The 23,546-nt window shown below is 58.3% G+C and carries 25 protein-coding genes; 19 read left to right on the top strand and 6 right to left on the bottom strand.

Going from position 1 to position 23,546, the window contains the following annotated elements:
• The 4 genes from SJY13_RS02740 to dusB form a co-directional block, all read right to left on the bottom strand.
• Window positions 1-2,283 (bottom strand): sensor histidine kinase NtrY-like, encoded by a 2,283-nt coding sequence (locus SJY13_RS02740; RefSeq protein ID WP_377187382.1) that lies wholly within the window; start codon window positions 2,281-2,283, stop codon window positions 1-3.
• A gap of 99 nt (window positions 2,284-2,382) precedes the next feature.
• Entirely contained in the window at window positions 2,383-3,750 is a 1,368-nt protein-coding gene (locus SJY13_RS02735; protein WP_377187379.1) for a response regulator, read from the bottom strand.
• A 42-nt stretch (window positions 3,751-3,792) separates the two neighbouring features.
• The gene (locus SJY13_RS02730) at window positions 3,793-4,860 is read right to left on the bottom strand and encodes a two-component system sensor histidine kinase NtrB (protein ID WP_377187376.1); all 1,068 of its coding nucleotides are present in this window, start codon (window positions 4,858-4,860) and stop codon (window positions 3,793-3,795) included.
• On the bottom strand, window positions 4,857-5,840 hold the full coding sequence (gene dusB / locus SJY13_RS02725) for a tRNA dihydrouridine synthase DusB (protein ID WP_377187373.1): 984 nt from the start codon (window positions 5,838-5,840) through the stop codon (window positions 4,857-4,859). The genes SJY13_RS02730 and dusB overlap by 4 nt, the downstream gene beginning before the upstream one ends.
• 184 nt (window positions 5,841-6,024) lie before the next feature.
• On the opposite strand from dusB, the gene SJY13_RS02720 reads away from it, so the two are divergent.
• The 6 genes from SJY13_RS02720 to SJY13_RS02695 all read left to right on the top strand — a co-directional run bounded on the left by SJY13_RS02720 (window position 6,025) and on the right by SJY13_RS02695 (window position 12,001).
• Window positions 6,025-7,155 (top strand): bifunctional 2-C-methyl-D-erythritol 4-phosphate cytidylyltransferase/2-C-methyl-D-erythritol 2,4-cyclodiphosphate synthase, encoded by a 1,131-nt coding sequence (locus SJY13_RS02720; protein WP_377187370.1) that lies wholly within the window; start codon window positions 6,025-6,027, stop codon window positions 7,153-7,155.
• Window positions 7,152-7,649, top strand: coding sequence for a phosphatidylglycerophosphatase A family protein (locus tag SJY13_RS02715; protein ID WP_377187367.1), 498 nt, complete (start codon window positions 7,152-7,154; stop codon window positions 7,647-7,649). Before SJY13_RS02720 ends, SJY13_RS02715 begins: the two co-directional genes overlap by 4 nt.
• Complete coding sequence (locus SJY13_RS02710; RefSeq protein ID WP_377187364.1) at window positions 7,646-8,122, top strand: CinA family protein; 477 nt, start codon at window positions 7,646-7,648, stop codon at window positions 8,120-8,122. The genes SJY13_RS02715 and SJY13_RS02710 overlap by 4 nt, the downstream gene beginning before the upstream one ends.
• Before the next feature lie 159 nt (window positions 8,123-8,281).
• Entirely contained in the window at window positions 8,282-9,463 is a 1,182-nt protein-coding gene (locus SJY13_RS02705) for an ammonium transporter (protein WP_377187361.1), read from the top strand.
• A gap of 143 nt (window positions 9,464-9,606) precedes the next feature.
• Complete coding sequence (locus SJY13_RS02700) at window positions 9,607-10,287, top strand: orotate phosphoribosyltransferase (RefSeq protein WP_377187358.1); 681 nt, start codon at window positions 9,607-9,609, stop codon at window positions 10,285-10,287.
• A gap of 223 nt (window positions 10,288-10,510) precedes the next feature.
• Entirely contained in the window at window positions 10,511-12,001 is a 1,491-nt protein-coding gene (locus SJY13_RS02695; RefSeq protein ID WP_085820732.1) for a replicative DNA helicase, read from the top strand.
• Between the two features lie 3 nt (window positions 12,002-12,004).
• On the opposite strand, the gene SJY13_RS02690 is transcribed toward SJY13_RS02695, so the two are convergent.
• Complete coding sequence (locus SJY13_RS02690; protein WP_377187354.1) at window positions 12,005-12,547, bottom strand: GNAT family N-acetyltransferase; 543 nt, start codon at window positions 12,545-12,547, stop codon at window positions 12,005-12,007.
• 230 nt (window positions 12,548-12,777) lie between these two features.
• Between SJY13_RS02690 and alr the strand changes: the two genes are divergently transcribed.
• The 13 genes from alr (at window position 12,778) to SJY13_RS02625 (ending at window position 22,593) form a co-directional block, all read left to right on the top strand.
• Window positions 12,778-13,812, top strand: coding sequence for an alanine racemase (gene alr, locus SJY13_RS02685; RefSeq protein WP_377187351.1), 1,035 nt, complete (start codon window positions 12,778-12,780; stop codon window positions 13,810-13,812).
• The gene (locus SJY13_RS02680) at window positions 13,809-14,591 is read left to right on the top strand and encodes an MlaE family ABC transporter permease (RefSeq protein WP_085820735.1); all 783 of its coding nucleotides are present in this window, start codon (window positions 13,809-13,811) and stop codon (window positions 14,589-14,591) included. Before alr ends, SJY13_RS02680 begins: the two co-directional genes overlap by 4 nt.
• A complete protein-coding gene (locus tag SJY13_RS02675; protein ID WP_377187348.1) occupies window positions 14,588-15,334 on the top strand; it encodes an ABC transporter ATP-binding protein in 747 nt (248 codons plus the stop codon). Before SJY13_RS02680 ends, SJY13_RS02675 begins: the two co-directional genes overlap by 4 nt.
• The gene (locus SJY13_RS02670) at window positions 15,334-15,726 is read left to right on the top strand and encodes a hypothetical protein (protein WP_377187345.1); all 393 of its coding nucleotides are present in this window, start codon (window positions 15,334-15,336) and stop codon (window positions 15,724-15,726) included. The genes SJY13_RS02675 and SJY13_RS02670 overlap by 1 nt, the downstream gene beginning before the upstream one ends.
• A 9-nt stretch (window positions 15,727-15,735) precedes the next feature.
• Window positions 15,736-16,188: a paraquat-inducible protein A gene (locus SJY13_RS02665; RefSeq protein WP_377187342.1), complete on the top strand. Its 453-nt coding sequence runs from the start codon at window positions 15,736-15,738 to the stop codon at window positions 16,186-16,188.
• Between the two features lie 147 nt (window positions 16,189-16,335).
• The gene (locus tag SJY13_RS02660; protein ID WP_377187339.1) at window positions 16,336-17,118 is read left to right on the top strand and encodes a DNA repair protein; all 783 of its coding nucleotides are present in this window, start codon (window positions 16,336-16,338) and stop codon (window positions 17,116-17,118) included.
• 121 nt (window positions 17,119-17,239) lie between these two features.
• A complete protein-coding gene (radA, locus tag SJY13_RS02655; RefSeq protein WP_377187336.1) occupies window positions 17,240-18,601 on the top strand; it encodes a DNA repair protein RadA in 1,362 nt (453 codons plus the stop codon).
• A gap of 42 nt (window positions 18,602-18,643) precedes the next feature.
• The gene (locus tag SJY13_RS02650; RefSeq protein ID WP_085820741.1) at window positions 18,644-19,243 is read left to right on the top strand and encodes a CvpA family protein; all 600 of its coding nucleotides are present in this window, start codon (window positions 18,644-18,646) and stop codon (window positions 19,241-19,243) included.
• Between the two features lie 5 nt (window positions 19,244-19,248).
• Window positions 19,249-19,527 (top strand): hypothetical protein, encoded by a 279-nt coding sequence (locus SJY13_RS02645; RefSeq protein ID WP_377187332.1) that lies wholly within the window; start codon window positions 19,249-19,251, stop codon window positions 19,525-19,527.
• Between the two features lie 162 nt (window positions 19,528-19,689).
• Window positions 19,690-19,839, top strand: a complete 150-nt coding sequence (locus SJY13_RS02640) for a hypothetical protein (protein ID WP_377187329.1) — start codon at window positions 19,690-19,692, stop codon at window positions 19,837-19,839.
• Window positions 19,840-19,865: 26 nt separating this feature from the next.
• Complete coding sequence (gene purF / locus SJY13_RS02635) at window positions 19,866-21,389, top strand: amidophosphoribosyltransferase (protein WP_377187326.1); 1,524 nt, start codon at window positions 19,866-19,868, stop codon at window positions 21,387-21,389.
• Between the two features lie 268 nt (window positions 21,390-21,657).
• The gene (locus SJY13_RS02630) at window positions 21,658-21,906 is read left to right on the top strand and encodes a hypothetical protein (RefSeq protein WP_085820744.1); all 249 of its coding nucleotides are present in this window, start codon (window positions 21,658-21,660) and stop codon (window positions 21,904-21,906) included.
• A gap of 42 nt (window positions 21,907-21,948) precedes the next feature.
• A complete protein-coding gene (locus SJY13_RS02625; protein WP_377187323.1) occupies window positions 21,949-22,593 on the top strand; it encodes an SDR family NAD(P)-dependent oxidoreductase in 645 nt (214 codons plus the stop codon).
• Between the two features lie 61 nt (window positions 22,594-22,654).
• Here the strand turns inward: SJY13_RS02625 and SJY13_RS02620 are convergent, their stop codons facing one another.
• On the bottom strand, window positions 22,655-23,497 hold the full coding sequence (locus tag SJY13_RS02620) for an ATP-binding protein (RefSeq protein WP_377187320.1): 843 nt from the start codon (window positions 23,495-23,497) through the stop codon (window positions 22,655-22,657).
• Window positions 23,498-23,546: the final 49 nt, after the last annotated feature.

Below are 23,546 nucleotides of genomic sequence, written 5' to 3'. Positions count from 1 at the left end.
TTAGCCTGCTTTCAGTTTGTTTGATTGAATTGCCTGCTTCTGTGGCGCTGCGGTCGGGGACAAGCTTCCCCCATGTAAACGGATCACGGCCATTGCGCCAAAATGGTCCTGTCCGTCAAAGACGGGCGCATCCTCAAGTGTCAGCGTACCGCCATGTTCTTCGATAATCTTTTTGACGATGGGCAGACCCAGACCGGTGCCCTCGTCCCGTGTCGTCACGTATGGTTCAAACAGCCGCGCTCTATCTTCAGGCAGGCCTATGCCGTTATCCGCGATGGTAATAACTGTCCCCGCCTCGTCGCTGGACACGTCCACCTTGATCTGCGGCTTAAGGTTCTTTGGCGGGCCTTTTCTTTTCAGGGTCTCGATGGCCTCACCCGCGTTCTTGATCAGGTTGGTCAGCGCCTGGTTCAGCATCGTTGCATCCAGATCCGCCAGAACGGGCTGATCCGGCAGCTTTGCGTCAATCTGAACGTCCGGCTGCCCGGCCTGTTGCAGCAGAACTGCCTCGCGCACCAACGCAACAATGTCTTCTTCGCGCCGAACCGGTTCAGGCATACGCGCGAATTTTGAGAATTCATCAACAATCCGTCGCAGGTCGTTGGTCTGCCGCACGATCACGTCGGTCATGGATTCGAGGCTGGAACAATCCTCTTCGTCCAGCTTGCGAGAGAACTTGCGCTTGATCCGCTCTGCGCTCAGTTGGATCGGGGTCAGCGGGTTCTTGATCTCATGCGCGATCCGCCGCGCGACATCGCCCCAAGCGGCCATTCGTTGGGCGCTGACCAAATCGGTCACATCATCAAAGGCGACCACATAGCCTTCCAGGCCACCATCCTCACCCCGGCGGGTCGCCATTCGGACCAGCAGGTTTTCCAGCCGCCCCTTACGGGACACTTTGATCTCTCCTTGAACGGCCTCTTGGGTCCCTGCCTTGAGACCTTCGAAAAGGGGCAGGAATTCCGGAACAGCAATACCGATGGCAAGCTGTTCATCTACCTGCGCCCAATCCAAAAGACGTTCAGCCGAACGGTTCACAAAGGTCACGCAACCATCCGGATCAACACCGACAACACCAGACGTGACCGAGCTGAGCACGGAGTCAAACAGGCGTCGGCGGCGTTCGATCTGGCGGGTGTTTTCCAAAAGCGTGTCGCGCTGACCTTTAAGTTGACGCGTCATCTGATTGAAATAACGGCCTAACATGGCAATCTCGTCATCGTTGGCCTCTTCGATCACCTGCACGCCCAGGTCCCCGGCACCTACGCGCTGCGCCGCCGTGGTCAGACGACCTACGGGGCGCGACAGGCGTTCGGCAAACCACATGCCCAGCGACATCGCCGCCAGGATAAGGATCACCGCAAAACCCAGATACAACAGCCCGAACTCGAACAGCACCCTGCCCCGTTCGCTTTCCAACTGTTGGTAGAACTGCACTGTTTCCTTGGTGTCATCCAGCAGCGTCAACAGCTGCCCGTCGACCTCGCGACTGACATACAGATAGCGATCCAGATAGGCCTGCAAAGGCACCAGCGCGCGGAATTCACTGTTCTGCCAGTCGGCAATGATCAGCAATCCGTCATCTGTGGCCGCAATAACCTGCTCAGGTGTGGGCGGTTCAAAGTTGAACAGGTAAGAACGATCCCCGCGGGACTTAATCTCACCACTGCCATCAATCACATATGCCTCACGCAGGCCACGTTGGATTTGCCCCTGCCCTTGCGCCAGCACCTCGCGCAGTTCCGCGTCCGAGATGTAAAAATCCACGGCCCGGGCATTGTCCAGGAACCGCGCGAGCACAATTGCATCCTGCGTCAGGCCTTCGCGATGTTCCTGCTCATAGGCCTCGGCCGCTGTCAGAGAAGAGCCTACGACCTGACGCACCCGGTCCGAAAACCACCCTTCAAGGCCGATATTCACTGTCAGACCAGCAAAAACCGCAACGGTCACCGTTGGCACCAGCGCCAACAGCGTAAAGGCACCAATCAACCTCAGGTGCAGACGCGATCCGGCTGATTTTGCCCGACGGGCCGCAATCAATGTCCCAACCTGGCCCAGAACAAGGCCGGCGACGACCAACACATACACAAGGTCTGCCAGAAGAATCAGCCGTAGCGTGGGCGCCGTCGCACCCAGATCAAACGGGCCAATGACCAGATAGGTTGCAAACGCCAAAATGGGACCCAGGAGAACCAGCCCCAAGGTACCAAAATTGCGCAGTCTTCGGGATTTCCGCCACCGATTGATCGCTGGAATCGGCCCGCTCTGTGCCCGGGTTGCCACCGTCTGCCCTCATTCTGATGTGCCGCTTGCGCGGCTTACCGCCATATATCGTGGTCGTTGCCGGGAACGGACCCGGATGCCACGGTTTGTGTGGCGATATTACATCAGTTTGCGACGGCGTGTCACCTGAATATCTAAATCTGTAATCTTTTTTCTCAGCGTATTTCTGTTGATCCCCAGCAGATCGGCACATTTCGCCTGATTTCCGCCGGTTGCGTCCAACGCAAGTTCGATCAGAGGGGCTTCAACCTCGCGCAGGATCCGCTGATACAGGCCTGGTGGGGGCAGTAAATTCCCGTGCAGGTCGAAATACCGGCGCAAATGTCGCTCGACCGAGGCCGAAAGTTTCTCGCGTTCGCCATCACCCAGAATCGGTTCCGCCTCGGGCTGGCTGCCGAGAACCATTTCCACCTCTGCCTTTGAAATCTCATCCGCGCGGCTGGTCAGACTGAGGCGGCGAATAGCGTTTTCCAACTGCCGCACATTGCCAGGCCAGGAATACCGGCGCACCAGTTCAACCGCGTCGGAGCTGAGCCAACGTTTTGCGCCATGCTCACGCTCTTCCCTTGCCAGGAAATGATCAGCAAGCAAGGTGATATCGTCCACCCTCTCGCGCAGGGCCGGCACATGCACAGTCGCACCGCACAGCCGGTAATACAGGTCCTGACGAACACGCCCGTTTTCCATAGCCTCGGTCATGTCCGATTGACTGGTGGCCATGAAACGCGGCACGTGATCGCCGGGGGTGTCCATCATCCGCACGATACGGGCCTGAAGCTCATCCTCGATATCTGCGATCTCATCGATCAACAGCGTTCCGCCCCGCACCCGCGCCATTACCCGGGCCGGGCCTTCCAGATCGCGCAGTTCTGCTGCCGTAGCGGTCACGAACGGTAATGTGCGGCGGTCTGAAAAATCATGAATAGCGCGTGAAATCAAAGATTTACCCGTGCCACTTTCACCGGAAATCATCACCGACAGATCAGTGTTCATCACCCGCGCCACAAGCCGGTACAACGCCTGCATAACGGGCGTTCGACCCACCAGAGGCAGCTCTTCGGGGCGATCCCCGGTTGTTTCCGCCACTTCCGCCTGCACGCGTTGCTTTTGGTCCAACGCCCGCGCTGTGCGTTTCATCAAATCAGGCAAATCGAACGGCTTGGGCAGATAGTCATACGCATCCGCCTCGGCCGCCTGAATCGCCGTCATAATAGTGTTCTGGGCCGAGATCACGATGACAGGCAGTCCGGGCCGGTCCTGAGCAATCTTTGGCAGCATCTCCAACCCGTTCCCGTCCGGCATGACCACATCCGAAATCACCACATCGCCTTTGCCTTCGCCCACCCAGCGCATCAGCGTTGTCAGCGACGAGGTCGCGTGCACCTTGCACCCGGCGCGTGTCAGGGCCTGGGTCAGAACGGTGCGGATCGTGCGGTCGTCATCTGCGACCAGTACTGTGCCATCCATCGGGTGCTCTCCTTGTTCCTGCTCTTGTCGGCGTGTGTCTTCTCATGTTGCTTCACTCGGTGCCCGACTGAGAGACAGGCGAAACACGGTACGCCCCGGAACCGAGTCAGCCGAAATCCAGCCTTTGTGGTCCGAGATGATTTTACTGACCAGCGCCAGCCCCAGGCCGGTGCCGTTTTCCTTGCCCGATACAAATGGATCAAAGATATCACCGCGGATTTTTTCTGGCAGACCCGGACCGTCATCGATGATCTCGATCTGCAAGGGCAGGGAATGGCCCGATCCGTCACTGCGGCGCAGGCGGAAGGAATGTTCGAAATACGTTCGCAGCCGAATTTTCCCACCCTTGGGATCGGCCGCCTCGGAGGCGTTTTTCAGCAGGTTCAGCACCACCTGCAGGAACTGATCCGGGTCACCATAAGCCAACGGCAAGGACGGGTCATAATCCTCAATAATGGTCATATGAGCACCAAAGCCCAGCAGCGCCGACCGCCGCGCACGGTCCAGAACGTCGTGGATATTGACTGGCTTGAAATCGGGTTCTGAAAGATTTCCGAACTGCTCGACCTGTTCCAGAAGCTTCACGATTCGGCGGCTTTCTTCCACGATAAGATCCGTAAGTTCAAGGTCTTGCTGCGAGATATTCATGCTGAGCAACTGTGCAGCACCAGTGATTCCAGCCAGCGGGTTTTTGATCTCATGCGCCAACATCTCGGCCATGCCTATGGCCGACTGGGCTGCGGATTTTACCGTATTGCCCCCGGTCATCCGCCCTGCCAATTCACGCGGCGAGATGATCATAATCATCGATCCAGGATTCCCGGCCAATGGTGCGATCTGTAGCGCGCATTGCAGCGGCGCCCGATTGCCCGAGCCCACATCCACGTCGTTGACAAACAGCGGTGTTCCCTGCTGTCGGGCCCTCAAAAAAGACTCCTCCAACGGTGCATCAACCGCAATCTGATCCCAGACTGGGTGCCCGATCACCGCCTTGCGGGATGCGTTCAGGAATCCTTCACCTGCCGAGTTCACATCTGTAATCCGGTCTTCGGTATCAATGATGAAGGCCGGAACCGGCAACGAGGTCCAAATGTTCTGGTCCGAGGTCATGCGGCCGCCTCGGCACCGGCATTCAAGGCGTCCCCGAGAATTCGCAGCACCTCGTCCGTATCGCGTGAGGTCAGAACAGCCCGACGCAGAGCAGCGGGTGTGGCGGCTTCATCCATGTACCACCCCAGATGTTTGCGCGCGACACGCAGGCCCAGATCAGTACCGTAGAACCCGAGCATCGCCTGATAGTGCGCACGCACCATGTCGATCAAATCGGGTCCCGTTGGAACAGCCGGCGCGCCTGTCCCAAACAGATCGTGACAAACCTGAGCCAGCAGCCAGGGCTTGCCCTGTGCCCCCCGCCCGATCATCACGCCATCTGAACCCGAATGCGCCAATGCGATGCGCGCTGCGGCGGTATCCACGATGTCACCATTGGCAATGACCGGAATCGACACTGCCTCTTTCACTGCCCGGATCGCGTGCCAATCCGCGTGACCCTTGTAGAATTGGCAGCGGGTGCGCCCGTGGATCGTGACCATACTGATGCCAGCCTCTTGTGCCCGCCGCGCCACGTCCGGCGCATTCAACAGCTTGTCGTCCCAACCCAAACGCGTCTTCAGCGTCACCGGCACGTCGACGGCCTCGACCACCGCCTCGATAAGCGTCAGCGCATGATCAGGGGTCTTCAGCAGAGCGGAACCGGAGTACCCGTTTGTGACCTTTTTGGCCGGGCATCCCATGTTGATATCAATCACCCGCGCACCACGGTCTGCAACCTGCCGGGCGGCCTCGGCCATCCAATGCGCCTCGCGCCCGGCAAGTTGCACGGCTGTGTTTTCGACGTCCGCGGACAGCTCGGCCCGCTCGCGCACGCCCGGCTTGGCCTGCACCATTTCCTGGCTGGCAACCATTTCGCTGACGACCATCCCTGCGCCAAAGCGCATCACCAGATCGCGAAAGGGTCGGTCGGTGATTCCGGCCATCGGGGCCAGCATCACCGACGGGTTCAGATCTTTGTTAGCGAGCAGCAGAGTCAACGTGCTTAATCCTTGGGCAGTTGCGACTTTGATATCGAATTCCGCGCATATGAACAACAAATCGGCGGTCAGCAAGCCCGCAAAATCATCAATTGCCTATTTTTTAGGCAGCCTAACGCAGGTGATTGCCTCTGTATTCACCGCACCCTAAACATTGCCCTTAGATCACCGGAGAAACCGCCCCATGACTACCGCCGCCATTATCGTTGCCGCAGGACGTGGATTGCGCGCCGGGGGAGGTGTTCCGAAACAGTGGCGACCGCTTGCGGGCCGCCGTGTCGCGGATTGGACGATTGAGCGTTTCTGCGGGCAAGTCGACTACGTCGTTCTGGTCCTGTCCGAAGATGACGACGACGCGTGGGCGGAATTCCAGGACAGCCCATTGATCTTGACCAAAGGTGGCAGTGACCGGGCCGGGTCCGTGCGCAACGGGTTGCAGGCGCTGGACGGGATGTCAGTCACCAACGTTCTGATCCACGATGTTGCCCGACCCTGCGTGTCCTCTGAGACCATTCAACAGGTCCTGACCGCGCTACAAGAGCATCCCGCAGCCGCGCCCGGGCTGGCTGTCACCGATGCGCTATGGGCTGTGGATGGGTCCGTTGTAACCGGAACACAGGATCGGGCGGGTCTTTTTGCGGCGCAAACCCCGCAGGGTTTTCACTATGACTCGATTGTTGCGGCACATAAGACGCATCCAGGCGGTGCTGCGGACGATGTCGAAGTTGCTCGCGCGGCGGGCATGGATGTAGCCATCGTGCAAGGCGATGCGGATAACATCAAAATCACACGGCCCGAGGATTTTGCCCGGGCGGAACGCATATTGGGAACGGATATGGATGTAAGGTTGGGCAACGGGTACGACGTACACCGATTTGGTGATGGGGATCATGTGATCTTGTGCGGAGTGAAAGTACCGCATGACCGCAGCCTTCAAGGCCATTCTGACGCGGATGTTGGTATGCACGCGGTCACCGACGCAATTTACGGCGCGTTGGCGCAGGGTGATATCGGTCAGCACTTCCCGCCCTCAGACCCGCAATGGAAAGGTGCCGCCAGCGAGATTTTCCTGCGCCACGCGGTCGAATTGGCTGGGAAAATGGGATATTGCATCTCGAATATCGACTGCACTTTGGTCTGCGAATTTCCAAAGATTGGCCCGCATGTGCCCGCAATGCGGGACGAAATGGCGCGCATTATGGGGCTGCACGGTGATCAGGTCTCGGTCAAGGCGACAACGTCGGAAAGGTTGGGCTTTACCGGCCGCAGCGAAGGTATTGCGTCGCTGGCCACGGCCTGTCTGGTGAAGTCATGACCGCAGCACAGTGGATCGGAACCGTTTGCGGCGTCGGATACCTGCGCCCCGCGCCGGGCACATGGGGATCACTGGCCGCCCTGCCCCTGGCCTGGGGTCTGCACATGTTGGGCGGCTTTCCCCTGCTGGCCCTCGCCACTGTTGCGGTTTTCTTTGGCGGGCTTTGGGCCACGAGGGCGATGACCGCAGGCAAGGAAAACCACGACCCGTCGGAGATTGTCATCGATGAGGTCGCAGGACAGTTCATCGCTTTATGGGCTATTTCATACCCGTCCTGGGCCCATGGGATTGAGATCACCGCTCTGTGGCCCGGCTGGGTGGCCGGTTTCCTGCTGTTCCGGCTGTTCGATATCACCAAACCCGGCCCTGTCGGTTGGGCCGATCGGCGCAATGATGCGATTGGCGTCATGCTGGACGACGTGATTGCTGGTGTGTTTGCAGCGATTGGCATACTGATCCTGGCTGGCATTACACATGGGATACTGGGCCTGTGACCGTTGCCCAACTTCTTGACCGCGCCAAGGCGCAGCAGGTGATGATCGCCACCGCCGAAAGCTGCACTGGCGGTATGGTCGCCGCCGCGTTGACGGACATTCCCGGCAGCTCTGCCGTGGTCGAGCGGGGCTTTGTCACCTACACCAACACCGCCAAACAGCAGATGCTGGGCGTATTGGCCGAAACGCTGGACACCCACGGCGCTGTGTCCGAAGAGGTTGCCCGTGAAATGGCCCAAGGGGCTTTGCGGAACTCTGGCGCGCAATTGGCCGTGTCCGTAACCGGGATCGCAGGCCCCGGCGGGTCCGAGTTCAAACCCGAAGGGCGTGTCTGTTTTGGGCTGGCCGTCAGCGGGGAACCAACCGTGACGGAAACGGTCGATTTCGGAGCACTTGGCCGCGACAATGTTCGCCGTGCGGCACGGGACCACGCGCTGGATCTGTTGTCTCAGGGCCTTTCCCACGATGCCTAATATTAAGGCAAATCACACAACATGACGCTCATTTAATCACCGGTTAGCAAAAAGCCCTATAAACAGGCGTGCTTTTTGGGGTTTGCCTCTTTTTTCCCCGCCCGCTCTCCGCTTCAACCCGCGCCAAGCAAGTTGAAGACGCAAAGAGGAGACCGGCAGATGAATGGAGCCGATACCGCCTGGATCATAGTTGCAACCGCACTGGTCCTGTTCATGACATTGCCTGGACTGGCACTGTTTTACGGCGGCCTCGTGCGCGCCCGCAACGTGCTGAGTGTTTTCATGCACTGTTTCAGCATCGCCTGTTTGATGAGCATCCTGTGGCTGGTTGCGGGTTATTCTATCGCCTTTGGCGACGGCAGCTCGGGCCTGTGGGGCGGGCTGGGCAAAGCTTTTCTGAACGGTGTCGATGCCGACAGCCTGTCAGGCAACCTGCCCGAGGTGCTGTTCTTTGCCTTCCAGATGACTTTTGCCATCATTACCCCAGCCTTGATCGTCGGAGCCTATGTAGAGCGAGTGGGCTTTGGCTTTGTCCTGACTTTCTCGGCCCTATGGATGTTGCTGTGCTATGCACCGGTCGTTCACTGGATCTGGGGTGGCGGCATTCTGACAGACGGCGGCATTCTGGGTGAGGTCGGCGTTCGGGACTTTGCGGGCGGCATAGTGGTACATGAAACAGCGGGTCTGGCCGCGCTGATCATCGCCGTTGCACTTGGCCCACGCCGCAATAGGACAACCCCACCGCACAATCCGGGTTTCGTTATGATCGGGGCCGCGATGTTGTGGGTCGGCTGGTTCGGCTTTAACGGCGGCTCGCAACTAGCCGCTGACGGTGGCGCTGCGATGGCGATGACGGTGACGCATATTTCGGCCGCCACGGCATCACTTAGCTGGGCACTGTGGGAGCGTATCAAGTATGGCAAAGCCTCGATGGTTGGTCTGGTGACCGGTACGATTGCGGGTCTGGCCTCGATCACCCCGGCCTCGGGCTATGTTGATCCGGTGCAGGCACTGATCATTGGCGCGGTGGCGGGCATTCTGTGTCAGGAAGCCGTTACTGTGGTTCGTAACGTTTTCAATATCGACGACACGCTGGACGTCTTTGCAGTGCACGGCGTCGGTGGCATCTTTGGAACAATCATGATCGCCGCTTTTGGTCTGGGCACCTGGACTGCACAACTGGGCGGGCTGGTTATTGTAGGTGCCTTTACGGCAGTTGTGACATTTATCCTGATCAAGCTAGTTGCACTGATTACGCCACTTCGCGTAGACGCAGAGACTGAAACAAACGGGCTCGACCTGTCGGTACACGGCGAACGGGCCTATGATATGAGCAGCTGAGCCCACCTTGGCTGCCACCTGCCCGCAAGGGCCAAAGCGGACCTCCCCCCGAGGTCCGCTTTTCTTTTGCTTGCAACCCTCTCAACTCCGGGTCCGGGGACAGGCTATCAGCCCGCAACGTCATTTTGCCCCGAGGTTCCGCCATGATCCCCAGTTCCTTTCCCGATAGCACCGAAATCGCCCGCCTGACCGCGCGGATGCTGCTGGAGATCAAGGCCGTTCATTTCAATGCGCGCGAACCATTCACGCTGGCCTCGGGCCTGCCCAGCCCGACCTATATCGACTGTCGAAAGCTGATCTCATATCCGCGTATCCGCTCGACCCTGATGGATTTTCTGACGGTCACCGTGATGCGCGATGCAGGGTTTGAGGCATTTGACAACATCGCGGGTGGCGAAACCGCAGGTATCCCCTTTGCCGCCTTCGTCGCCGAGCGGATGGCTCTGCCGATGACCTATGTGCGCAAAAAGCCCAAAGGGTACGGGCGCAACGCACGGATCGAAGGTGCGATGGGTGAAGGCGAGCGCGTTCTGTTGGTAGAAGACTTGACCACTGATGGCGGCTCAAAGCTGTCGTTTGTTGATGCGATCCGCGACACCGGTGCGACCTGCGGGCACACTGCGGTCATTTTCTACTATGGCATCTTCCCCGAGACCGAGAAGACGCTGGGCGATCACGGCGTGCAATTGCATCACCTATGCACATGGTGGGACGTTCTGGCCGAGGCCAAAGCCCAGAAAGCCTTTGATCCCGAAACACTTGACGGGGTCGAGGCCTTTCTGAACGACCCGCGCGCCTGGCAGGAAACCAATAAATCCACGTAAACTTGTTGTGGATCGATTGGGGATAAGCCCAGTAGAATCAATGCAGACGGAACAATATCTAGTGACTTTGTTCCAGTTTGCTACATAATGCGGCACACCCATTATAAACTTCTGGCCGTCCCGAAAGTTATCCCAAGGCTTTACCCTAACTTAGCCACAGGTATTTCCAGATAGCCTAAGGGCAACAAAAGCGCCTAAAACCACCGTGGGCAGCGGGGACAATATGAACGAGATCAGCAGTATCGAGCAGGCAGCGGCGCAAATTCAGAACGCCGACACCATGCCACATTCCATTGAGGCTGAACAACAGCTTCTCGGGGCAATCCTTACCAACAACGATCTGTATGATCGGGTCGCCTCGATCATCGGGGCCGAGCACTTTTATGATCCGGTCCATGCACGCATCTACGAGGTCGCCGCGACCCGGATCGCCAAGAACGCGCTGGCATCTCCGGTGACCCTGAAATCCTTCATGGCCGAAGATGAGGGCCTGAAGGAATTGGGTGGACCCGCTTATCTGGTCAAACTGGCCGGAGCCTCGATCAGCGCCTTTGCGGTGCATGATTACGCCCAGATGATCTATGATCTGGCGATCCGACGAGAGCTGATCCGGCTGGGCCGCGACATCTCAGACAAGGCGGCGCGTGTTGATGTGGCGAGCGAGCCGAAAGAACAGATCGTAGAGGCCGAACAACAGCTTTATCAGTTATCCGAGCAGGGCCAGACCGAACAAGGTTTTCAATCCTTCCTCAAGGCGGTCACAGAAGCCGTCAACGTCACCAACGAAGCCTACCAGCGCGGTGGCGGCATGGCAGGGATTTCCACCGGTCTGGCCGACTTGGATAAACAGCTGGGCGGATTACACCCTTCCGACTTGATCATTTTGGCCGGGCGTCCGTCGATGGGGAAAACCTCGTTGGCGACCAACGTCGCATTCAACGTGGCAAAGGCCTATAAGCGCGGGTTGAAACCCGACGGCACTGAAGGCGCGATTGATGGCGGCGTGGTCGGGTTCTTTTCCTTGGAAATGAGCGCCGAGCAGTTGGCAGGCCGGGTTCTGGCCGAAGCGTCCGAGATTTCGTCGCACAAGATCCGTCAGGGTGACATGACCGAGGCCGAGTTCCGCCGTTTCGTGGACGCCGCCAAGGAACTGGAAGCCTGCCCGTTGTTCATCGACGACACGCCTGCTCTGCCGATTTCACAGCTGGCAGCGCGCGCGCGGCGGTTGAAGCGGACCCATGGGCTGGACCTGCTGGTGATCGACTATTTGCAGCTGTGCCGTGGCATGGCCGAGAACCGAGTCAACGAAATCGCCGAGATTTCGATGGGCATGAAGGCCATCGCCAAGGAACTGCAGATTCCGGTGGTCGCCCTGTCCCAGCTCTCGCGTCAGGTTGAAAACCGCGACGACAAGCGCCCGCAATTGTCAGACCTGCGGGAATCGGGCTCGATCGAACAGGATGCTGATGTGGTGATGTTCGTGTTCCGCGAGGAATACTACAAGGAACGTGAAAAGCCCGGCGATCACGAGTTGGAAAAGATGGAAGAGTGGAAGCAGGCCATGGAGCGCCTGCATGCCAAAGCCGAGGTCATCGTTGGCAAACAGCGCCACGGCCCCATCGGTACGGTCGAACTGTCGTTCGAGGCGCAATTCACCCGTTTTGGCAATCTGGTCAAACCCTGGCAACAAGACGGTCAGATCGAGGGCTACTGACCCCTACCACAGTCCGGGGTTATCAAAGGCGCTGACGCAGCGGGACGGGCCTTTGATTGGCTTCATCGCCTCACCGTTCAGCGGCTGACCCAACCACCCGTGCGGCATGCTCAACGGCTTTGGCGCGCGGGCAGTCTCTTCGGTGATCGGCTGGAACCCGGATTTAGTGTAGTAAACCGGATCGCCATAGGTCACCGCCCAATCCACCTGGCGCCGGCGCAGTTCCTCCAACCCAAATCCGATCAGCTTTTGGCCAATACCGGTCTTTTGACGATCCGTCCTGATCGCCACCGGCGCCATCAGAAACACCTGACGCGGATCCTGATCATAGCGCAGGCGCGAAAACAGAATGCAACCCACCAGCAGGTCACCGTCCAGAGCCAGAGACACCATCAGATCATCTCTGACCGTCGTCGCCAAAAGATCGCTGACCAGCGCGCCGATCAAATTGCCCTCTTTTTTGCCCTCGGACGCCGCAAACACATCGCGGAACAGGTCAGGCAGATCGGTCGCCCGGCTGTGGTAGTTGGTGGTCAGTTTCAGCATGCGTTTCAACTCACCTCATGGTCCCGAACAGAGTAAACGATTTACTTACATAACATCCGTTGAATACGTAACGGATACAATGCCGCGGCATCCCTAAAACCCTCCAAAGTCAGGAATTCCACCATTGCCCCAGCAATAGCGGCCAGAAGCTGCTCAGCACGCGCAAAATCTCCTCAAGAATTGCGACCTACCCCCTTGACCTGCCGCAATCCAATGTCATGAACGGCGCCATGAGTATCGCACACTTAACGATCAATCTTCATGCGCTTGCCAGCAATTGGCGGGCGCTGGATGCAAAAACAGAAGTCGAGACCGGGGCAGTTGTCAAAGCTGACGCCTACGGGTTGGGCGTTGGGCCTGTGTCCGCGACCTTGGCCGAAGAAGGTGTCCGCAAGTTCTTTGTCGCCGCCGCCGAAGAAGGCGTTGCAGTGCGCGAAGCCGTAGGGCCCGAGCCCCAGATTTTTGTCTTCTCCGGTTTTATGGAGGGGGACAATGGCCTACTTTATGCGGACAATCTGATCCCTTTGATTAATTCGCCAGAACAATTTAAGAGACTCCAACAGGCAATGCCGGATCGCCCCTTCGGAGTTCAATTGGACAGTGGTATGAATCGCCTTGGGCTTGAGCCCGCCGACTGGGCCGAATTGCGGCCAGAGATGGAGGCCATGAACCCAGTGGTGGTCATGTCCCATCTGGCCTGCGCGGATGAGCCCGATCACCCGATGAACCGACAACAGCTGAAAACCTTCCGCGATATGACCGACGGTGTGACAGCCGCCCGGTCGCTGGCGGCCACGGGCGGCACGCTGCTGGGGTCTGATTTTCATTTTGATTTCTGTCGCCCCGGCATTGGCCTCTATGGCGGCATGCCCTTTGTCGATGCCAAACCCGTCGTCACTGTGGACCTGCCCGTTATTCAGGTGCGCGCGGTCGAGGTTGGAGAGACCGTGGGCTATGGCAACAGCTGGGTGGCCCGGCGGCCGTCCCGTATTGCAACCGTTGCAGCAGGCTATGCGGATGGTTTGCACCGGGCTATTGGCGGCGGCATCGACACCTTTGCCGGTGACCAGCCCTGCCCGGTGGTCGGTCGCATCTCGATGGATCTGATCACCGTCGACGTCACCGACCTGCCGGAAGACCCCGATCGACTGCGCATTCTGAACGGCCATCAGACCGTTGATGATCTGGCCGAGGCCGCAGGCACCATCGGGTATGAAATCCTAACATCGCTTGGCGCGCGCTTTTCCCGGGGCTACGTGGAATGAACCCTTTGTATCTGCTGGGTGGTCTGGGCCGCGCCGTTCTGACGCTGTTGGCCACGTTTGGCCAAGTTGCTCTGTTCTCGATGGATGCGATCTCACATGTCTTTCGCCCGCCATATTACCCGCGCGAATTTGGTGTTGCGCTGATGAATATCGGCTGGCTGTCCCTGCCCGTGGTAGGCCTGACCGCCATTTTCACCGGCGGCGCGCTGGCCCTGCAGATCTACGCAGGAGGCGCGCGCTTCAACGCCGAGGCGGTGGTGCCCCAGATTGTCGCCATCGGCATGGTGCGCGAGCTTGGCCCGGTTCTCGTCGGTCTGATGATCGCCGCGCGCGTGACTTCCTCGATCGCGGCCGAGATCGCCACGATGAAAGTGACCGAGCAGATCGACGCGCTGGTCACCCTATCCACCCACCCGATGAAATACCTGACCGCCCCGCGCGTTCTGGCGGCGCTGATCACCGTGCCTCTGTTGGTTGGGATCGGCGATATCATCGGCATTGCGGGCGGCTATGTTGTGGCGACCCAGAACCTGGGCTTCAACGCCGCGACTTATCTGCAAAACACCGTCAATTTCCTTGAGCTGCGCGACATCGTCTCATCCCTCGTCAAAGGTGCAGTCTTCGGTCTGATCGCAGCGCTAATGGGCTGTTATTACGGCATGAATTCCGGTCGCGGCGCGCAGGGCGTTGGCCGGGCCACAAAGTCTTCGGTCGAATCCGCCGCAATCATGATTCTGGCCGCCAACTTCATTCTGACAGGGGTGTTCTTCTCGCTATGATCCGGATGGAGAACGTACAAAAAGCCTTTGGCGACAATCGGGTTCTGCAAGGCATGAACCTTGAGATTCCCAAAGGCACGTCGATGGTCATCATCGGAGGCTCTGGCACCGGGAAGTCCGTGGCCCTAAAATGCATCCTTGGCCTGATCAAGCCCGACAGCGGCATGATTTATGTTGACGGCAAGGACGCGAAAAAAGGCGACCGAGACGCGTTTCTGGCCCGGTTCGGGATGCTGTTTCAAGGGGCGGCGCTGTTTGATTCACTGCCCGTCTGGCAGAATGTCAGCTTTCGCTTGCTGCGCGGCCCGCTCAAGCGTCCGCCGGAATATGCACGCGAAATCGCAATTGAGAAACTGCGCCGCGTGGGGCTGAAATCGGACGTGGCCGACCGCTTTCCCTCTGAGCTATCTGGTGGCATGCAAAAACGCGTGGGCCTTGCCCGTGCTATCGCTGCCGAGCCCGAGATCATTTTCTTCGACGAGCCCACCACGGGCCTAGACCCGATCATGTCGGGTGTCATCAACGACCTGATCCGCGAGATCGTGACCGAGATGGGCGCCACTGCGATGACCATCACCCACGACATGAGCTCGGTTCGCGCAATCGCCGACAACGTAGCGATGCTGCATGACGGGGTGATCCAGTGGACCGGCCCGGTCAGCCAGATGGATGCCTCGGGTGATCCCTATGTGGCGCAATTCATCAGCGGGAGTGCGGAAGGACCGATTGAGGCGGTGAGGTAGTGGATTCCATTGCGCTCATTCTGCACCTACTACCCTTCACCTATTTCGTGTCGGTGGTAGCAACTTGGTTCATCATTCATCTTTTCGGCGAAAAATCAGGAGTTCCGCGCTTTCTTAAAGCCGAGGTGATATTCCTTCCGGTATTGCTCGCTGCATTAAAAGGCGTCTTCCCAGCAGTTCTGTTATCTTTATTTTTGTTGGAGGCGCTAAGCTTGGAAGGTCCAATCGTGAACTGGGCTGCAGAAGCCGGTTATGTTGTTTCGGGCTTCATTCTGCACCGGAAACTTCACTCCGAAGTATCAAATAAGGTGGCTGCTGAGTGCACTGTCAGCGCCATCGCTCTCATCTACATTATTGGCTGGGCCGTATCTTTTGACAAAATGATCGCCTAGCGCCGACAAATGATCCTCCGCCTCGCAACCCTCTCGCTCCTGATCCTCTACCCCATCGCATGGTTCGCCCCATTGATGCGCGCCGGGCTCCTCCCGATCTTCGGCCTCAGCGAAATCAGCGTCATTACCGGGCTGCAGTCGCTGTGGAAATCCGACGTCTTCTTGGCGCTGGTCGTCACGGTCTTCGCCCTCGTCGCGCCCTATATAAAAACCATCGGCACAGCGCTGATCCAATGGAACCTTCTGGACCCGCGTGTTCAACCCGCGCTGAACATCATGGGCAAGCTCGCGATGGCTGATATCTTCCTGATCGCGCTCTATATTACACTGGCCAAGGGCATCTCGTACGCGACCATTGAAACCGCTTGGGGCCTTTACCTGTTCACCGGCTGTATTCTGGCCTCTCTCGCACTGGGTCACATTACGGAAGTGACATCCAGATCACGAAATCCTCAGACGTAATTGATTGAAAACGTTTATCTGAGTATCATCTTAATATTTCGAGCAGTAAGTTTTTAGTTTTCGGATCCGTAGCGGATCAATCTGTGTGTTTTGGATGACCTCCGCTTGGGTCCGGTGTGTACCGGTTCCAGAAGGAGATCGTCGATCATGACCGCCCTCCACAACATAACATTGCAATTTCAGAATGCCTTTTTACGACTTACTTTTTTCCTGATCAGCGCGGCGGCATTTTTTGCCGTCACAGCCACCCTCTTATCCGCCCTTGGTGTCTTGCCGTGGCTGTCCATGCAGGCCGGCTTCGGCGCCGGCCCGGTCAGCGATGCAGGGATGTTCATTCAGATTGGCCTGACCGCCCTGATTCTCATGCTGGCATTCTACTTGCCAGCCAATGCGCGGATGATGGCGCTGGAAAGCAACCATCGCAAGTTTGCCCTGAACATGCACGACATCGCTGATGCCTATCAGATGGCCCATGCCGAGGATCGTGGCGGATTGTTCGTGATGTCGTCCGAATTTGACGCGGTCAAAGAGCGGATGGCCTTTCTGCGCCACCACCCAAACCTGCAAGCGCTAGAGCCCGAGATCCTGGAGCTGGCCGCACAGATGAGCCAGATCAGCCACGAACTGGCCGAGACCTACAGCGACACCAAGGTTTCGCGCGCTCGTATGTTCCTGCAACAGCGCCAGGAAGAGATTGAACAATTCCAGCAGCGGATCGAAGAAGCGCAGGTGATCCAGAATGAATTGCGGCAATGGACACGCGATGTCGAGATGGAGGAAACCATTGCCAAATCACAACTGACCCGCCTACGCGATGAATTGTTCGAGCTGTTGCCGGAACTGTCAGCCCAGTTGCAAACACCGTCCAAGGACCGCGCGCCCAATCCCTCCAGCGTCATTGCGATGTCGCCGCCTCGCGCGGCGGAATAGGCGCGCCAGCGCCCGCTGCGGACGATGGTCCAAAGGGCCTGAGGACACGGCGCCCAACCGGCGGCGATGAAAGCCCTGCAAGGGCTTGAAGAACCGCCCATCCTCGGGCACCAAGGGCCGCATGGCAAAGACGACTTTCTCCTGCTCGGCCTGTGGCGCGTCGCATTCGCGCTGGTCCGGGCGTTGTGACGCCTGTGGTGAATGGAATTCGATCACGCAGGACGTCCCCCTTTCGGCTGGCCCCGCCAAGAAATCCCTCGGTGGCAAGCGCGGCCAGTCCATTACACTCACGGACTTGTCCACCGAGGAAACGCCCCCACCTCGCACCCTCTGCGGGGTCGAGGAGTTGGACCGCGTGCTGGGCGGCGGCCTTGTCCCCGCCTCTGCCTTGCTGGTGGGGGGAGATCCCGGCATCGGCAAATCCACGTTGTTGTTGCAAGCCGCGGCGCGGTTCTCGCGTGCAGGTGTCAAAACCATCTATGTCTCGGGCGAAGAAGCCAGCGCGCAGGTCCGCATGCGCGCGCGTCGTCTGGGACTGGAAGACGCTCCGGTGCAACTGGCAGCCGAGACAAACCTGCGCAACATCCTGACGACGCTTGAGGCCGAGAAGCCCGGCCTTGCCATCATTGATTCGATCCAGACCATGTGGGCCGACAATGTGGACAGTGCCCCCGGCTCAGTTTCACAAGTCCGGGCCGCAGCACATGAATTGACCACGTTTGCGAAACGACATGGCGTTTCAATCATCATGGTCGGCCACGTCACCAAAGAAGGCCAGATTGCGGGCCCTCGTGTCGTTGAACATATGGTCGATACCGTTCTGTATTTTGAAGGCGAGCGCGGCCACCAGTTCCGCATCCTGCGCGCGGTTAAGAACCGTTTTGGTCCCGCCGATGAGATCGGCGTGTTCGAGATGACTGGCAAGGGGCTGGCGCAGGTCACCAACCCCTCAGCGCTGTTTCTGTCGGAACGCGGCACGCCCAGCCCCGGATCAGCCGTGTTTGCAGGTATCGAGGGCACCCGACCGGTGCTGGTCGAATTGCAGGCGCTGGTCGCCCCCTCACCTCATTCTCAATCCCGCCGCACCGTTGTGGGATGGGACAGTGGGCGCCTGGCGATGATCCTCGCGGTGCTCGAAGCGCGCTGCGGCATCCCGTTTGCGGGGCTCGACGTCTATCTGAACGTCGCCGGAGGGCTGAAAATCAGTGAACCCGCTGCCGACCTCGCCGTTGCCGCTGCCTTGCTGAGTGCGCGTGAAGACACCGCCTTGCCCGCCGACACGGTTGTTTTCGGAGAAATCTCGTTATCCGGGGCACTTAGACCCGCCCCGCAGACCGAAAACAGGTTGAAAGAAGCGCAAAAACTTGGTTTCACGTCGGCCATAGCTCCGGCAGGTGGCAAAACCGGTACTGTGGCAGGTCTGACACTCACCCGACCCTCTGATTTGGTAGGGTTTGTTGGCGAAACCTTCGGAGCAGGTTAAGGTAACGCCTTGAGGGGCTGAAAAAAAGTACAGGCGAGGGCCATGGAAGGTTTTACAATTATTGACGGGGTTGTCGCCCTGATCATCGTCGTGTCGGGCTTGTTGGCCTATTCACGCGGGCTATTACGAGAGGTTTTGGCCATTGCCGGCTGGGTTGCAGCCGCTGTTCTGGCATTCATTTTTGCGCCTCAGGCCGTGCCTTTGGTAAAAGAAATTCCGGTGGTCGGTGATTTCCTGCGCGACAGCTGCGAATTGTCGGTAATCACCGGCTTTGCCGCCGTCTTTGCCATCGCTTTGATCGTGGTCAGCATATTTACGCCGCTGTTTTCCTCGATCGTTCAGCGCTCGGCGCTTGGCGGGCTGGATCAGGCGCTGGGGTTCTTCTTTGGAATCGCGCGCGGCATCCTGTTGGTCGCCATCGCCTTCTTTGTCTATGATACAGTGATGACCGGTCAGTCTTACACCATCGTTGACGAAAGCCGCTCGGCCAAGGTGTTCGAACAATTCAGCGACCGGATAGAAGAGCAAAATCCCGAGGCCGCGCTGGGTTGGGTCACGCAACAATATGAAGAACTGGTGGGCAGCTGCACCGCAAGCGCCGAGACCTCCGAAGAGCCATCGGCCCCCGCGACAACCGAATAACGAAGATGCCCGGCTTTGACCGGGCATTTTTGTCGGGCCAGCTTCCTTCAGCTTTGTGTGATAAACCCTTCGCCTGCACATATGGTGCATCTGATATTTTTCAGGCCCACACATCCGTCACAACGGCTGAAAATAGGCTTGCCAAAGACATCCCGGCTTTTGACAACTTCGCCTGCACCATTACAGATCTGACAAGGCGCGCGCCCCATTCCGCGGCAACGATGGCACCGGCGCTTGACCGGCTCTTCCTTCTTTTGACCTTGCTTGTGTTGCCACATAGCTGACTTCCCATCGAAACGCTAACATTCGCCGCGCTATGACAGCACAAGCTTTTCGCCATGTCACCATTTCATGCGTTTTGACCCAAAATCCACATGCGGCAAAATGCAAATGTGATCCTTTGATGACACAGGCCTCGTTAGGCCTTATGTGAAACCCGAACCGACATGGAATCGGAGCTGCCGATCTTGCTGTATCTGTTTTCTTTCGCGCTGGCCCTGGGGGCGATGGTGCGTATGTGCCACCAGCTGGATGGCCTTGTTTGCGTACAGATACACCCGGCGGACCTTCCGAACCGAAACGCTATTCACCGTTAGAACGTCATAGAAATTGGAGCCCGTGTATGTGTGGGATTTTGGGGATCGCAAGTAGGACACATGATGTCTTTGCGGAAATCTATGACGGGCTGCTGATGCTGCAGCACCGGGGTCAGGACGCCTCGGGGATCGTCACCTATAATGGCGAATTCTTCCGCGAGAAGAAAGCCAACGGTCTGGTCAAGGACGTGTTCAATGCCCAGGACGCCGAAACATTGCTGGGCAAGGTTGGTATGGGGCATGTGCGGTACCCGACCGCAGGGTCGCTCAGCGCGTCTGAGGCGCAGCCGTTTTTTGTAAACGCGCCCTATGGAATCTATCTGGTTCATAACGGTAACATCACCAACACGGCTGAACAGCGTGAGAAAGTAACCGCCAAATACAGCCGCCACCTTCGCACCACCTCGGACTTCGAGATTCTGCTGAACGTACTGGCAGACAAAGTCGCCGATGCGATCAAGGTCAACGGCAATGCTGAACCCATTCGCAACATCTTTGCTGGTGTGAAGATGACGATGGAGCGGGTTCAGGGCGCCTATTCTGTCATCTGTCTGGTCGCCGGTGTCGGCATGCTGGCCTTCCGCGATCCTTATGGTATCCGCCCTCTGTCGGTAGCCAAACGTGAGGTCGACGGAGAGGGTGACGATTATGCCTTTGCCTCAGAAGACGTGGCCTTTGGCATCAACGGCTTTGACAAGCTTCGTGATGTCAAACCCGGCGAGGCGATCCTGATCGATCTGGACGGCAACATGCACACGTTCCAGGCGGTGGAAGGACAGCTGACGCCTTGTATCTTTGAATATGTCTACCTGGCGCGTCCGGACTCGCTGTTGGATGGTGTGTCCGTCTATAAAACCCAGATGCGTATGGGTCAGACGCTGGCCCGCCAGATCGAAGCCGCTGACCTTGAGATCGACCGCATCATTCCGGTGCCCGACAGCGCCCGCCCCGTCGCGCTTGAGGTTGCCAAGGCCATTGGTATTTCCTACCGCGAAGGTCTTGTGAAAAACCGCTATGTTGGCCGCACATTCATCATGCCCGGTCAGGAAGAGCGTCAGAAATCTGTGCGCCGCAAACTGAACGCAGTCCCGCTGGAGTTCAAGGATCACAACGTTCTGCTGATCGACGATTCCATTGTGCGCGGCAATACCATCAAGAAGATCGTACAGATGTGCCGCGAGGCTGGGGCCAAGAAAGTTTACATTGCAAGTGCCTCACCACCGGTGAAATTCCCGAATGTCTATGGCATCGATATGCCCACCAAACATGAGCTGATCGCCCATGGCAAAGAAATCGAGGAAATCAGGCAAGAGCTGGGGGCCGACGCGCTGTTCTATCAGAACCTCGACGATCTGATTTGGTCCGCCAAGGAAGGCAACCCCGAGATCGAGGCTTTCGATTGCTCGTGTTTTGACGGAAATTACATCACTGGCAGCGTCAGTGACGATTATCTGGACCATCTTGAAAATAGCAATCGCGTCAGCAAGAAGAAACAGGACATGCAGGTTCCCGGTGGATCCTGGAACGGCGCAAAACTGGTGTCGGGATAACCCCCTGACCGAATCAAGTTTGATTTGGGCCCGCTTCGCTGCCGCGTCGCGGGCCTATTTTTGCTCAATTGCCGCATCTTGGCGGTGGAATTTCGCGCACAACCCTTTGGCGAAGAAACTGCAATCGCAAAGGCTTCGCATTGCTGCGAAAATGGCGGCAGAATTGTGACCCTCGGTCGCGCTTTTACTTACCCGTTTGGTTTGATACGCGACTGGCAACCACCCACTCACAACAAGGGGTCAGGCCGCTGCGGCCGGACCACATTTTATGTCAAACTCAACCGTCAAAAGCGCGGCCACACAAAAGGGCGCGCTAAAGAAGAACTCTGTGTCTGTCCTTGGCGTTTTTGGGCCCAAAGCGGATATGCGCGCTCTTGTGCGCTTGTCCTCGGGGCGGGTTAAAGAGGTCAAGCCAGGCAGCCGCGTGTCCTCGGGCACTGTCGTCGCCATCGATGCCGAGGGCGTGATGCTGCGACAAAGCGGCCAGACCAAGCGGATCGCCATCCCCGGCAGTTAATCCTGTCTTGACGCCCTGCGCGCTGGGGTTCAAACCGTTTTCATGACTGATCAGACCAAAATCGCCCTCGTTACTGGCGCGTCTCGCGGATTGGGCGCAGCCCTGGCCGAAGCGTTGGCCCCCGAGTACCACATCGTCGCCGTCGCCCGCACCACTGGCGGACTGGAAGAACTGGATGACCGCATTCAGGCCAAAGGCGGCGCGGCCACGCTGGCACCAATGGACATCGCTGATCCCAATGCCATGGCAACGCTGTGCAGGGGTATCCATGACCGTTGGGGAAAAGTGGACCTTTGGCTGCACACGGCCGTCCACACCTCGGCCCTGACACCAGCTCATTTCGTTGATCCGAAAGAGTGGACAAAGGCAGTCAACACCAACGCCACTGCCACATCGGTTCTGATCCCCTATATCGCCCCTCTTTTGGGTGAAACGGGTCATGCGGTGTTTTTTGACGACCCCAAGGCGGGTGAGAAATTCTATGGCATCTATGGCGCGACCAAGGCCGCTCAGATGGCACTGGCCCGCAGCTGGGCCCACGAGGCCGAGCGTACCGGGCCGCGCGTATCTATCGTCGAACCCGCGCCAATGCCCACTGCCGTCCGCGCCCGGTTCCATCCAGGTGAGGATCGCGATGCGTTGACCAGCACGACGGAAGAGGCTGCGCGGTTGTTGGCACTGTTGTAGGAATGGTCCTGTGGACCATGCCTCCGGCGGGGATATTTTTTGGCCAGATGAAGCGGGCGGGTTACGCGATGTGCACGCCGGTGCGCCCGGCCAGATCAACAAAGAACTGCCAGGCCACGCGGCCCGATCGCGCGCCTCGGGTAGCCTGCCATTCGATCGCCTCGGCGCGCAGGGTCGCTGCGTCGACAGAGACCCCATAGGCTGCGCAATAGCGATCGATCATCGCCAGATATTCGTCCTGGTCACAGGGATGGAACCCCAGCCAGAGGCCAAACCGGTCGGACAGTGAGACTTTCTCTTCGACGGCCTCAGATGGGTTGATGGCGCTGGAGCGTTCGTTTTCGATCATGTCCCGCGGCATCAGATGGCGGCGGTTTGAGGTGGCGTAGAACACCACATTTTCAGGGCGGCCTTCGATGCCGCCGTCCAGCACCGCCTTGAGCGATTTATAGTGCTGGTCATCATGGCTGAACGACAAGTCGTCGCAAAACAGGATAAACCGGTGTGGTGCTGCGCGCAGATGGTTCAGCAAGCGCGCGACCGAGCCCATGTCTTCGCGCTGCAGTTCCACAAGCTTCAGGTTCGGGTGATCCGCCTGCAAGGTGCCGTGCACAGCTTTGACCAAGCTGGATTTGCCCATACCACGCGCCCCCCAAAGCAAGGCATTGTTGGCCTTATACCCGTTGGCAAACCGCCTTGTGTTGTCCAGCAACGTATCGCGCGAGCGGTTAATCCCGACCAAAAGATCCAGGTCAACCCGGTTGACTATATCCACTGGCATCAGGCGGTCAGGTTCTACATGCCAGACAAAAGCATGCGCCGCCCCAAAATCGGGCGCGGCCAACGGCGCGGGCGCCATGCGGTCCAACGCGTCGGCAATACGGTTCAGGGCCTGGTTGTCCATGCGCTCTCCTCCGGTCTGTCTGGCGGGGTTCAAACCATGTTCCACCCGC

Origin of the sequence: Ruegeria meonggei (assembly GCF_042768335.1) — a bacterium.
Taxonomy (GTDB): Bacteria; Pseudomonadota; Alphaproteobacteria; order Rhodobacterales; family Rhodobacteraceae; genus Ruegeria; species Ruegeria meonggei.
This window is presented reverse-complemented; position numbering and strand designations above follow the sequence as displayed.